The organism is Bacillus sp. M6-12, assembly GCF_002860285.1.
In the GTDB taxonomy this organism is placed as follows: domain Bacteria; phylum Bacillota; class Bacilli; order Bacillales; family DSM-1321; genus Peribacillus.
This window is the reverse complement of the sequence record NZ_PGVF01000009.1, coordinates 209696-222700: the sequence shown is the minus strand read 5'-3', so window position 1 is coordinate 222700 and position 13005 is coordinate 209696. Positions and strand designations below refer to the sequence as shown.

The 13005-nt window shown below is 38.1% G+C and carries 9 protein-coding genes and 2 pseudogenes; 4 read left to right on the top strand and 7 right to left on the bottom strand.

Going from position 1 to position 13005, the window contains the following annotated elements:
• Positions 1 to 15: 15 nt before the first annotated feature.
• From CVD28_RS12845 to CVD28_RS12830, 4 genes are all read left to right on the top strand, one after another.
• A complete protein-coding gene (locus CVD28_RS12845; RefSeq protein WP_101592761.1) occupies positions 16 to 1842 on the top strand; it encodes an APC family permease in 1827 nt (608 codons plus the stop codon).
• Between the two features lie 275 nt (positions 1843 to 2117).
• A complete protein-coding gene (locus tag CVD28_RS12840; RefSeq protein ID WP_101592760.1) occupies positions 2118 to 3311 on the top strand; it encodes a NupC/NupG family nucleoside CNT transporter in 1194 nt (397 codons plus the stop codon).
• A 200-nt stretch (positions 3312 to 3511) separates the two neighbouring features.
• A complete protein-coding gene (locus tag CVD28_RS12835; RefSeq protein WP_101592759.1) occupies positions 3512 to 3904 on the top strand; it encodes a hypothetical protein in 393 nt (130 codons plus the stop codon).
• Between the two features lie 304 nt (positions 3905 to 4208).
• On the top strand, positions 4209 to 4436 hold the full coding sequence (locus CVD28_RS12830) for a WYL domain-containing protein (RefSeq protein WP_101592758.1): 228 nt from the start codon (positions 4209 to 4211) through the stop codon (positions 4434 to 4436).
• 535 nt (positions 4437 to 4971) lie between these two features.
• On the opposite strand, the pseudogene CVD28_RS12825 reads toward CVD28_RS12830, so the two are convergent.
• From CVD28_RS12825 to abc-f, 7 genes and pseudogenes are all read right to left on the bottom strand, one after another.
• A pseudogene (locus CVD28_RS12825) lies at positions 4972 to 5513 on the bottom strand (sulfite exporter TauE/SafE family protein).
• 54 nt (positions 5514 to 5567) lie between these two features.
• Positions 5568 to 6761, bottom strand: coding sequence for an aminotransferase-like domain-containing protein (locus CVD28_RS12820; protein ID WP_101592757.1), 1194 nt, complete (start codon positions 6759 to 6761; stop codon positions 5568 to 5570).
• Between the two features lie 104 nt (positions 6762 to 6865).
• Entirely contained in the window at positions 6866 to 7687 is an 822-nt protein-coding gene (locus CVD28_RS12815) for an ABC transporter ATP-binding protein (RefSeq protein WP_257985854.1), read from the bottom strand.
• A 1-nt stretch (position 7688) separates the two neighbouring features.
• Positions 7689 to 8486, bottom strand: coding sequence for an ABC transporter permease (locus CVD28_RS12810; protein WP_101592756.1), 798 nt, complete (start codon positions 8484 to 8486; stop codon positions 7689 to 7691).
• Between the two features lie 105 nt (positions 8487 to 8591).
• Positions 8592 to 9584 (bottom strand): ABC transporter substrate-binding protein, encoded by a 993-nt coding sequence (locus tag CVD28_RS12805; RefSeq protein WP_101592755.1) that lies wholly within the window; start codon positions 9582 to 9584, stop codon positions 8592 to 8594.
• A gap of 36 nt (positions 9585 to 9620) precedes the next feature.
• Entirely contained in the window at positions 9621 to 10709 is a 1089-nt protein-coding gene (locus CVD28_RS12800) for an iron-containing alcohol dehydrogenase family protein (RefSeq protein ID WP_101592754.1), read from the bottom strand.
• A 352-nt stretch (positions 10710 to 11061) separates the two neighbouring features.
• Positions 11062 to 12703, bottom strand: a pseudogene (abc-f, locus tag CVD28_RS12795) (ribosomal protection-like ABC-F family protein).
• Positions 12704 to 13005: the final 302 nt, after the last annotated feature.

The following is a 13005-nucleotide window of genomic DNA, read 5'->3' as shown; positions in this document are numbered from 1 at the left end:
TGGTGGTGTAACTGCATGATTTCTTCCATAAAGAGGTTTTTAATTGGGCGACCTTTAAAATCCACTGAATTAGGGGAGCAAAAACTTAACAAAACAAAAGCATTAGCTATTCTATCTTCTGATGCATTATCATCCGTGGCATACGGTCCTGAGCAAATTCTGATTGTCCTGGTAACCATTAGCGCAGCAGCATTCTGGTATTCTATTCCTATTGCCGTTGGCGTCTTAATTTTACTGACAGCCCTTATTTTATCTTATCGGCAAATTATTTTCGCCTACCCTCATGGAGGAGGAGCTTATGTTGTTTCAAAGAATAATCTAGGTATAACTCCAGGCTTAATCGCTGGCGGCTCTTTATTAGTTGACTATATATTGACAGTGGCGGTGAGTGTCTCTGCCGGAACAGACGCTATTACATCTGCATTCCCTGCTTTACATGAACACAATGTATTGATTGCCAGCATCTTTGTTATTTTTATTACAATTTTGAACTTAAGAGGTGTGACTGAATCCGCTTCTATATTAGCTTATCCAGTGTATTTGTTCGTGCTCGCGTTATTTATCCTGATTGGCGTAGGGATTTACAATATCTTAACAGGCCAGGTTCCCGCTGAACATCATACACCCGTAGGGACACCAATTGCCGGAATTAGTTTATTTATTTTACTGAGAGCGTTCGCGTCTGGCAGCTCTGCTTTAACTGGAGTAGAAGCTATCTCCAATGCTATTCCCAATTTTAAAGATCCTGCAGCAAACAACGCTGCCAAAACATTAATGGCTATGGGAGCACTCCTTGCAGTACTGTTCTCAGGGATTGTTTTCCTGGCTTATTACTATGGAATTGCACCCAGGGCAGAAGTAACTGTCGTTTCGCAAATTGGAGAAGAAATATTCGGGCGTAACTTTATGTACTATTTTATTCAGGGGACAACTGCCTTGATATTAATTCTTGCTGCCAATACAGGTTATACTGCCTTCCCTTTACTGGCTGTTAATTTAGCAAAAGATAAGTTTATCCCAAGAATGTTTACAGTTAGAGGAGACAGGCTGGGTTACTCCAACGGAATCCTGATCCTAGGACTTTTTTCAATTATGCTCATTATTGCATTTAAAGGGCAAACAGAACATCTTATCCCACTTTATGCAGTAGGTGTTTTTATTCCGTTTACACTCTCCCAGACTGGGATGATGCTCAAATGGATTAGAGAAAAGCCTCAAGGCTGGGTAGCTAAATTCATTACCAATACTACTGGTGCCTTTATTAGTTTTACCGTCACCATGATATTCTTTTTGACAAAGTTTGCACAGGTATGGTCAATCTTGGTTTTCCTTCCAATCATTATCATTATATTTCATCGCATTAGAAAGCATTACGAAGCGGTGGGAGATCAATTGAGATTATCAACTTGTGAGCCAGTCTTGCCGATAAAAGGAAATGTTATCATTGTTCCTGTCGCTGGGATCACACATGTTGTAGAAAACTCATTACAATACGCTAAGTCACTTTCAGCAGATCAGATAATTGCCGTTTATGTTGCTTTTGAAAGAGATGATGAGAAGAAATTTGAGGAGAAATGGAAGAAGTGGCAGCCTGACGTGAGACTGGTGACTCTTCATTCTCATTATAGAAGTATTATTCAGCCATTGACTAAATTTGTGGATACAGTTGAGCATAAAGCCAGTGAATCGAATTACCGTGTTACGGTTATTATACCACAATTTATACCCAAAAAAGGCTGGCATAATATCCTTCATAACCAATCGAGTTTGCTAATACGGACATTTTTGCTTTATCGAAGAAACGTAGTAATCACGACTGTTCCTTTTCACCTAAAGAAATAAGATTATTGGATATTGGATTCCACAATCCTCCAAGTCATTTACATTTATCCTCTTGAACAGGTTCTGCTCTCTTTTAAAAAATGGTTCTGTTAAACTTTGCTGTTGATTTCCGCTCTAGTGGCGGTTGGGGAGCCTCCTCGGCGCTTTGCTGAATCTTTTCATTTAAGCTCTTATTTTTCCATACTTTCCGTCTTATGGCTGAAAATGTGAAAAATAAGGGCTATTTATGTATTCAAGTTTTTATGGGAATAATGAAAAAAAGGAGGTTAGAGAGTTTGTATTTTCTTTTGAATGCAATTGGAGTATTAGTTGTACTGGGTCTAGTTTATTTATGCTCACCAAATAAAAGAAACGTAAAATGGAAATTCATCTTGCTGTTATTAGTGGTAGAATTTCTGATTACATGGTTTATGTTATCGACCCAAATCGGTACTTGGGTAATTAATCAAATCGCATCTTTCTTTACATGGCTAATCTCATGTGCAAATGAAGGGATTTCTTTCGTCTTTCCTTCTGCTATGGCAAATGAACAAGTCGATTTCTTTTTTAGTGCCTTGATGCCTATCATCTTTATAGTCACCTTCTTTGATATACTGATGTATTTCGGTATACTAACCTGGATTATTGACAAAGTTGGCTGGATCATCGCAAAAGTGTCAGGCTTGCCAAAACTAGAGAGCTTCTTCTCAATTCAAATGATGTTCTTGGGAAACACGGAAGCACTTGCAGTACTCCGGCATCAGCTTAGCGTCTTAAGTCAGCAGCGGTTGCTGACTTTCGGAATCATGGGTATGAGCAGTATAAGCGGGTCCATCATAGGAGCTTATTTAACAATGGTTCCGGCTACATATGTCTTTGTAGCGATCCCGTTAAACTGTTTGAATGCGTTATTGATTGCAAACATGTTAAACCCAGTTGACGTAAGCAAAGAGGAAGATATCGTTTATGTTCCGGATAAAGGGCAGCGTAAGGATTTCTTTTCGACCATCTCGAACAGTATGCTCGTCGGTATCCGTATGGTTATTGTCATCGCGGCAATGGTTATCGGATATGTAGCTCTGACAGCTAGTTTAAATGGAATTTTAGGATTCTTTGCTGACGGATTGACCATTCAGAAAATATTCTCCTTTATTTTCAGCCCATTTGCATACTTGCTCGGTCTGTCTGGAAAGGATGCCATGTATGTCGCTCAATTGATGGGAATAAAGCTTGCTACAAATGAATTTGTGGCAATGCTGGACTTAAAGGATAAGATTAACACATTGGCTCCGCATACAGTGGCGGTTGCGGTGACCTTCCTAACTTCATTTGCAAATTTTAGTACAGTTGGAATGATTTACGGAACGTTCAATTCCGTCGTTGATGAAGAAAAAGCACACATTATTGGAAGAAATGTTTGGAAGTTACTAGTAAGTGGAATGGCTGTATCACTTCTAAGTGCAATGGTAGTCGGATTGTTCATATGGTAATCAATAAAAATAATATAAATGAAAATAAAGGGTTGCGTATGCAGCTCTTTTCTATTGCTTTGGAAATTTTAAACAGTTAACCTTTATATTACGAAGCAAAAACCAAAAAATAAACTCAGGTTAGTATGGTTAAATGAGGCTGTGTCTTTTTCAACATGTAAAATAACTTACAACTAACGGAAAAAGAGAGTTAATGAGATATGAGATATCAACAAAAGGATTTCACTGGAGAATTAAAAGATAAGATTAAAATTACTGAATTGGCGTTAAAAGAACATGCCGTGAGATTGTTAAATGAATATCAATCTTTCTTTGCTCAGAAGTACCGTTTTGACGCTGAGTTCAATATAGAGGGCGAGGACCCTTTTATTCCTGGATACAGTTCCTCTTTTTCAATAGGATTTGCAAATGAAGAAGGAGAACTTATTGATTTACATATCATTAAAATATGGGAATGCGAACGGTTCTTCCTCGGTATGCCCACTTCTAAGATGCTTCCTGGAAGCAAAATTATCGGTGAATTACTGGATGAAACGGTGGAAGAAGTTAAAGAAGAATTGAAGCAATATATTGAGGAATATTCGAATGAGTAACTGAGGGTTTGCCTAAAAATGGATGCACTAATTCCAAAATGAACACTGATTCAAGTTTAACTTTCATATTCATACCTATATAAGCCCAAGTTGCAATAATTCCTGAAGCCCCTAGTATTCCCCGCCTTCTTTTCCGGTAAGATCTGTTATCTTTTAATCGCAAAGTTCTGCTAAAATTTCCTGTTGATATCCGCTCCAATCAACAAAGTGCCAAAATTCAACACAGGAACAAATGTTCGAACGTTAAACTTGAAACAGAATGCATGTTCGTATAAAATAATAATAAAAGGAGGGATTGTATTTAATGAACTATTTATTGAATAAGTCTCTAAAGGAAAATATAGCTGTAGAAATTATTTATCAAAGCAGGAAAAAGGAAATCACAAAAAGGACAATATTAGTAAATGCCCTTAATGAGAAATACATTCACGCCTATTGCTTAGGCAAGCAGCATGTTAGAATATTTAAAGTCGATTCCATTCTTGCTGTTGCGACCGTCAAGGAAAAATGGGCTCAACGCTCTTACGCATGATGTAAAACCCGCAGGATAGCTTACAGAAATCAGTTAAAAAGAGATCCCAGGTCTTCAATTCGTTTTTGAACTCCGCTGCATTTCCATGTATTACTTTCATTAAGATAGCGCCATGCTAATCAATAACATAATTACAAAAACAAACCGCCTATAAAGCGGCGGCAATCTTTTTTCCCCTTGTTTCCAAACCAGATCCGAACTCAACCAAGAATTCAGCAGGATACGCTTTTACTTTTTAAGATTCATCCTGATAACTAAAATGGCCTGCAATTTTAACTACTATAAGTGATCTCTCATTTAACTGCTCATTCTTTCTCAAAAGCGTACTGGCATTGTTTTATCTTCTTCGGATTAAATCAGCAATACCCGGGCTGTGATGTGCGGCAAAAGCGGCTCTAAAAACGCATGAACTCAACTTACACATATAGGCTGTATCTCTCCCTGATTTTGATAAATCTGAGTCCAATTCTGTTTAGAGGACGAATTTATTTCTAATCCCTTATCCCCTTCCTCTCCTGGGATGAAAAACTGAATATTAAAAAAGTAATCCGTCTATAACCATATAAACTCCAGTAAAAAGCAGAATTATATATGTAACTATTCGAAAAAGATCTTTTTTAATCTTCTTAAATAATATTTGTCCGAGAAACAAACCGAGTAATACAATTGGGAGAGCCATTCCACTGTAAATCCAGACTGTTTTATTTGTTTCCTCTTTATTCTTACTTTGCCTGATCCGAAACTTAAGTATCAGCATACCTGTTAATGCCAAAATAATGACGCCTATTCCTGTACTTAAAAAGTTCATGTTAACTAGCAGAAAAATGAGCATTCCGATTGGAAGGCCTGCAATGCTTCCTGCAACAAATCGTTTCACGATTGCAAAATCAATTTCCTTTCGAATTTTGGCAAAGCACAAGAAATCACTAAAGATAAAATTAGATTAATTTGGATGGATTCCGCTGGATCAAATATCAATAGCAGAAACGGAGTTGCCAGTATGGAAAACCCAAAACCCGTACTCGTTTGCAATATGGAGGCAATTAAAATGATAACAAAAAATATCCATGTATCCATATCCGCACCTGCTTTTTCCATACTTGAATCTTTTTTTCGTTTTTTATCTATATTTTATACAAGAATGGAATTTATCACTTTTCCCAGCTTTTGAATTCCACTAATAATATTTGCTTCATCCTCATAACTAAACGAAAGGCGGAGAAACTCAATACCGTCTTTTTGATCCAGGAAAAAGTATTTGCCCGGAATATATGAAACTCCTACCGATAGAGCTTCCGTTAACATTTGCGATGTATCGACACCAGGGATTTTCACCCATACAAAGTAACCCCCTTCTGGTACATACCAGGTAACTGATTCTGGAAGGAATTGTTCCAGTGCAGAGAGTAACACACCACATTTAGCCTGATACGTGTTTGTTAAATGCTGGAGCCTTTCCTCAAAATTAGTGTTTTCCAGGTATACTGCCATAGTAGCCTGAGCAAAAGGATGGTCCAGGTCTTTTTTAAACCATGCTAGAGCCGTGATTAATTCACTTGATCCTGCTATCCAGCCAATTCGCATGCCTGGAGCAACAACCTTTGATAATGAACCAACATGCAGAACCCGGCCTTCTTTATCGTATGCTTTAAGCGGCTTGAGATTTTTATGGAAGCTTAGTTCACCATAAGCATCATCCTCTAGAATGAGGAAGTTATATTTGCTGGCAAGCTCCAAAACATGCTTTTTCCTCTCTGCCGCCATGGTCGTACCTGTAGGATTCTGAAACGTTGGTATAGTATAAAGAAAACGCGGAAGAGTTAGTCCGTTGCGTTTCCTTTCGGCCAACACCTTTTCCAGCAGATCTGTCTGTAGTCCATTTTTATCTACTGGAATACTAATAAAATTCTCCGTATAGTTCTTAAAAATCTCTATTGCCTCCATATAAGTGGGAGATTCTACAGCCACAACTGCTGTATTGTCCAGGAGAATACGCGCAATCAGATCGATCGCCTGACAGGCGCCAGCTGTTATCAAGAGTTCTTCATTTGAAATACTAATATTCCGTTCTGATAATCTTGCTTGTATCTGCTGCTTTAGTTTAGATATACTTGGACTTCCCAGATAATGGAGCGGCAAATCTTGCTCCTCTTCTAGCAGGTTGGTGACTGCAGTTTTTAGCTGTTCAGCAGGAACCAGCGCAGATGCCGGATAGCCTGAGCTCAGGCGAATACAGCCATCCGGAAGTAATGGCATCCATTCTCCTGGTGGTTCATTATTAAGGGCCGATTTTATGTTTTCAGGAAAAAAAGACTCTATCTTCACATTAACCATACACCTTTCCGTTATTCAAACATAGTTTCTATTATGTACAATTTTGCAGATAACTAGATAAAGACTGCTTTATCATTTAAAAGCGAATTTAATTCCTATATTGATTTTAAACTTTCTTCTCTGATGAGCGACAGCAATTCGTCCTTATAAAGGGCAAATTCAGATGTACCTTTTATACTGAATTCCCGTGGCCGCTCTAGGGTAATTGGAACTTTTTTCTTCAATTTCCCAGGTCTTGCGGTCATCACATAGACAGAATCGGCCAGAAAAATAGATTCATCCACATCATGTGTGATAAATAAAATTGTTTTTTTGCTCTCATCCCATGCTTTTAACAGGACTTCTTGCATGATATTTCTTGTTTGGGCATCCAATGCGCCAAAAGGTTCATCCATCAATAGAATCTTAGGATCGTTAGCAAGCGCGCGGGCAATGGCAACACGCTGTTTCATACCGCCCGATAATTGGATTGGATAATGTTTTTCAAAGCCTTCCAAACCAATCAGCTGCAGGTAGTGTCTGGCCACATCGTCCCGTTCTTTTTGCGAAATACCATTTAATTTTAATCCGAAGGTAATATTTTCTTTGACATTTAACCAAGGATATAACGTATAAGATTGGAAAACCATGCCTCGATCAGGACCTGGCCCATGGATGAGTTCACCATCAAGCAGCACTTGTCCAGAAGTGGCTTCTTCCAAGCCCGCAACAATTCGAAGAACAGTCGATTTACCGCACCCCGAAGGTCCTAAGATGGTGACAAACTCCCCTTCGCTTATTGAAAAGGACGTTTTTTCTAAAGCTGTTGTCTCCCCGCTTTTTGTTTTAAACACTTTTCCAACATCTTTAATTTCCAGTTTCGGTTTTCCCATCTGAGTCATATTCTTATCTGCATATACTGTTTTTGGTGAGAGCATCTTACAAACCATCCTTTCTCATCCATGAAAATGAAGCCCGATAAATTGCTTTAAAGATCATATCTGTTAAAAGTCCCAATAGACCGATGATTAAAATACCAACAATAATTTTATCCGGCTGCAAGAAACGGGACGCCTGCATTATCATATAGCCTAATCCGCTGGAAGCCCCGACAATTTCCGCAACCACTAAATACGTCCAAGCCCAGCCGAAGGTAATCCTTAATGTATCTACAATGCCTGGCAAAGAAGCGGGTAAAATTACTTTCGTAAAGACTTGCACCTTTTTTGCACCTAATGTATAAGAAACTTCAATTAGCTCATTTTGAACATTTTTTGTTACATCCATTATCATAAGGGTCAGCTGAAAAAAGGTTCCCAGGAAAATGACGCTCATTTTCTCTGCTTCCCCTAGGCCAATCCACAAAATTAACAACGGAATAAAGGCAGATGCGGGCATATACCGGATAAACCCAATAATGGGTTCAAAAGCGCCTTCCATAATTCTTAATGAACCCATTAAAATGCCTAACGGGATTCCGATGGCAGCAGCCACAAGAAATCCTACTAAAACCCTCGAAAAAGAGATGCCGATATCGGAAAGAAGATTTCCATTGGCAAATAAATCAATAGCTGTGGCTAAAACGGCCGTTGGTGTTGGTAAAAACAACGCATTTACAACTCCGCCATATGTTAAGGCAGACCAAACGGCTAGAAATATAATAAACGTAAGTAATCCTGCCGAAGTATAAAGCTTTTTGGGTATTTCCTTATTTGGTGTAAAATATTTTGCTAGCATTCAACCCACCCAATTCTCTTAATGTTTTAAAAAAGCCCAACATATGAGAGTCTCATAAGTTAGGCTCTGAAATTAATCAAAAATATCTTACAAAATCAGAAATTATTATTGGAAGCTTGGGTTAATAATGTCTTCCGCTTTTGGTTCTTTTGTGATGATACCCTGTTCTTTATAGAAGGTAATAGCATTTTCTGCTGCTTCATAGATGGATCCCTTTTTGCTTTCTGTTCCCAATAATTCTGCATTGTCCTCTTTCGAGTAAAACTTCAAGCCCTCTTCCGTTCCCACAAATTCTGCTGTATCGATCTTAAGGCCTTTTGCCATAATTTCATCTGCGTCTTTTTTATTTTCTTTCCAGTAATTCATTGCTTCACCCATTGCCTTTACAAATGCTTTTACATCGTCTGGGCGTTTTTTGATAACGTCTTCTTTAAAGCTTACTGTATCTACAATAATTCCAGGCAGATCTTTTGTTGTTAATAAAATCTTTCCGTTTGCTTGAGACCCCTTTGATAACCAAGGTTCCCATGTTACAGCTGCATCTACTTTTCCGGCTGCAAATGCAGCACCGGCATCACCTGCAGACATTTGGATTACTTCTACATCCTTTTCTGTTAAACCACCTTGCTTTAACGCTGTTAATGCTAGCATATGGCTGGTTGAACCAACTTCAAATGCCATCTTTTTCCCTTTTAAGTCTTTCACATCATTGATTCCTTTTTTGACAAGAATTCCATCCCCACCGTAAGAATCATCTAAAATCCAGACCACATTTACCGGTATGTCAGAAGCTGCTAATGTTACTTGAACATCCAGAGCCGTAGCCATGCCATCAATTTTCCCGCTAGCTAAAGCTTGTTTACGTTCTGCTAAACCCTCAACGATTGAAAGATCAACATCAATACCATTTTTTTCAAAGAATCCTTTTTCTTTTGCTAAGAATAAAGGTCCATAGCCGGTCCAGGTAGGCAAGGTAACTTTCAAAGGCTCAGAAGATTTCTTTTTTGAACCTTCAGAACCGGATGCCTGCTCTTTCCCGCAAGCTGACAATGCAAAAACTAATAAAAAGCTACATATGATAACTAACCACTTTTTCACGATAAATCCCCCTGTTTTCTATATATATGTAATAAATTAAAGCATCTCATTTCCATATTTTTCAGCCTGGCTGACTGCTGATATAACCATATCCGGTGTAACCTCAAATGGCATATTCGCCATATCCTCAATGGTAACGGTGATTTCACCGAGCTCTTTCCATTGGAGCTCAGTTAAGCCCTTGATCCCCATTTGGTTTAAGGTAAATGGCAAACCAACTTCCTGATAATACCTAATTAATGTTTTGACTTCCTCTTCATCTGAACCTTCCATACATAGCTGAGCCAGAATACCAAAGGCCACAATTTCACCATGGTAGGTTTGGTGAACTTCAGGAAAGATGGTTAACCCTGAATAAATAGCATGTGCCGCAGCGGTCCGGCAATCATCCCCGCCATATCCGCTTACACTGCCACTCACTAAAATGATAGCATCTACCATATCTTCTAATTCTTTTGTTAACTTTTTCGTTTGAATGGAGGTAACAGCATCTTTCCCAGTGTCGAGCAAGGTCTGATAAAGATTGGCAGCGATTGAAATGGCTGTCTGGTTAATAACAGTAGGCACAGCCTTTTTAATAGAGCTTCTCGTTTCAAACCACTTTGCTAACGTATCGCCAATCCCGGCGATCAAATAGCGGACAGGTGCATGCAAAATAATATTTGAATCTACAAGCACTAGTTCGGGAGCTTTAGAATCCCGGCTAATCTCAAGAAATTGACCTTCATCGCTGTATATAATAGAAATCGAAGTCGCCGCTGCGCAGGTAGCAGCAATGGTGGGAATCACCACCAGCGGTTTGTTAACGCGATAGGCAACTGCTTTTGCTGTATCAATCGCCTTTCCTCCGCCAGCTGCAATAAGAACATCATAGTTAGAAGGATTCAATTGTTCTGCCAGCCTATTAATATTAGCTGCAGAACTTTCGCCTCCGTACCAAATAGATTGCATTAGTGATATCCCTTTTTCAGATAAACTCTTTGATAAAGTCTCTTCAACGATTTGTCTGCTGGTATTACCTCCGATAAGTACTGCCGTACGACCGAGTTCTTCTATGTATATTCCTGCTTCGGTTAATAATCCCGCTTTTCTGACATATTGGCCAGGCCCTGTTGATACCTTCAATAACATTCTTCCTTTCTTGTTGCAGATGAATAAATATAAATATTATTCTACTAATATTAAGTTAATGATATTTCTATGTCAATGAAGTTTTAAAATATTTAAAAAACTTATTATTAATAGTATCTATGAATAAATATTCCTTTTTTAATATTATTTTATTACGTAGAAATAGAAAAGACAGAATCTGCAAAACCTACAATACTTAAAATAGCGGTTATGTTTATAGATATGGATTCCAGGAAAAAGAAATGGGCAGAAATAATTTTCAAGTATATCATAGGGCATGAGCTCGGTATTGTACCGGGGTCATGCCCATATTTACCATTAAAGATTACAAAGAATTCATAGATCTCTATTCTTCTTTCAATAATTCATTTATGTTTTTCGTAATTTCTTTAAATTTTTTGTCGAGTTCTGTGTACTCTTTATCTTTTGGAGTCATAAAGCTAAGCTTTCCTAACACTTCTTGTCTCTCCGTTTCAAGCATTAATGGTAATTCATCCAGATTATCTCTTCTGGGAGAAAATTCATTCAATTGCTTTTGTATGCTGTTATTCGAGATAACAAGTTTGCTGCTTGTCGTTTTTTCGAGAAAATAACGATCATGCGATACGACGATTAGCGTTCCGTTATACTTTGCCAGGGTGTCCTCCAGCTGTTCTCGGGAACGCAGGTCAAGATGATTCGTCGGCTCATCTAAAATAAGAACATCTTTTTCTTCTAAGTATATACTCCATTAACTTACACTTCACACGCTCACCCATACTCATATTCCTGATGGGTTCTGTCCAGTGAGATGTCATAAATCCTAAATGCTTCATTAAGTTTCGGACTTTCCCTCTCGCCTCGAATGTTTCTTTATAAAATAGCTGCTCGGGTGTTTGTTCTAGCGGTAAATCAAACACTTCCTGCGTTAAGTAGCCCATTTTTGCAGATGGTGAAATCCAAACTTCCCCTTCAGCCGTTTCCTGCCCAACCATTATTTTCAATAAAGTCGTTTTTCCACTGCCGTTTGGACCCATTAACGAAACCTTTTCACCATGCTGAATCGTAAAATTGACGTCCTTAAATAGTATTCGACCACCAAAGGATTTTGCTACATTCCTAACTTCCAGAAACCGTTTCCCTGTCTTGTTTTTTGCTTTAATTGAAAAGCTTACAGTATATTCTGGTTCAACAGGTTCAGCCTTTGCTTTTTCAAGCTCTTTTTCAAGACGCTTTTGCTTTGATTTTACTTGTGCATCCATACGCTTTGCTTTTACGCGATAATATTCTTTAAATCCTTCCTTATTCGTTGATTGTGCGTGAGCTTTATTCGACCAGGAAGTGAGCTCTTTCATTTGTCCTTCGATCCGTTCAACCATTTTTTGCTGTTTTTCATATTCCCTCTGCTGGGTAAGTCTTTTCTGTTTGCGAGCCTCCATATAGCTGGAATAATTTCCTTTGTGTACAATAAGCGTTTTCCCTTCAATCGACCATATTTTTGTTGCAACAGCATCTAAAAAATAACGATCGTGCGTAACAAAAATAATGGTACCTTTGTAATTCTTGATTTGATTCTTGAGGAATTCGACACTTTGCTCATCGAGATGGTTTGTTGGTTCATCTAATAATAAAAGCTCTGCATCTTTTGAAAGACCTTCTGCAAGTCGTAACTTCAATTTTTCCCCGCCGCTTAATTGGGAAAAATCGCGGGCAGGTACGTTCCATTTCTCAAGTAATTTGGCTTCAAAAGAATTCTTATCTTCAGAAGAATGAAACTCGGTTTCTTGTTCGACCATAACAATTATCAAGTCTTGCTTCAGCCACTGTATTTGTCCTTGTGCCGGCACCAAGTCGTTGTTAATTAATTGCAGCAATGTAGATTTGCCAGCACCATTTTTGCCAATAACACCGATAATATCCCCTTGCTGTACTCTCGCATTTATAGCTTCAAAAACATTTAAATCATTTACTTCAAAGCTAATATTGGATAATTTTAAAAGTTCTTTCATATAATCTATCCCTTTCATTAAAGGGAGAATAAAAAATCCTCCCAGTTCATTTGGGAGGATTAGCCGTACCTTTTCATATCAAATAAGCTATTTCATTAATAGCTGGACAATTTATTGAAAATGGGCAGACTAATCCTATTTTTTATGATTTGAAATATGTGATTTCAAATTTTAAAAATAAGATTAGAACTTCATCGTCCGCCCATCATCCCTTCCGGTTTTATTAATCACAGTATAGCACAAACTTATCAGGAAAAGTGAAAGGTTACTCATTATTTGAGGAACGCCATGATATAAATAAG

Excerpts from the sequence above, each read along its gene's own strand:
- CVD28_RS12845 (WP_101592761.1), top strand. The coding sequence starts at position 16 with ATGATTTCTTCCATAAAGAGGTTTTTAATTGGGCGACCTTTAAAATCC.
- CVD28_RS12835 (WP_101592759.1), top strand. The coding sequence starts at position 3,512 with ATGAGATATCAACAAAAGGATTTCACTGGAGAATTAAAAGATAAGATT.
- CVD28_RS12830 (WP_101592758.1), top strand. The coding sequence starts at position 4,209 with ATGAACTATTTATTGAATAAGTCTCTAAAGGAAAATATAGCTGTAGAA.
- CVD28_RS12815 (WP_257985854.1), bottom strand. The coding sequence starts at position 7,687 with ATGCTCTCACCAAAAACAGTATATGCAGATAAGAATATGACTCAGATG.
- CVD28_RS12810 (WP_101592756.1), bottom strand. The coding sequence starts at position 8,486 with ATGCTAGCAAAATATTTTACACCAAATAAGGAAATACCCAAAAAGCTT.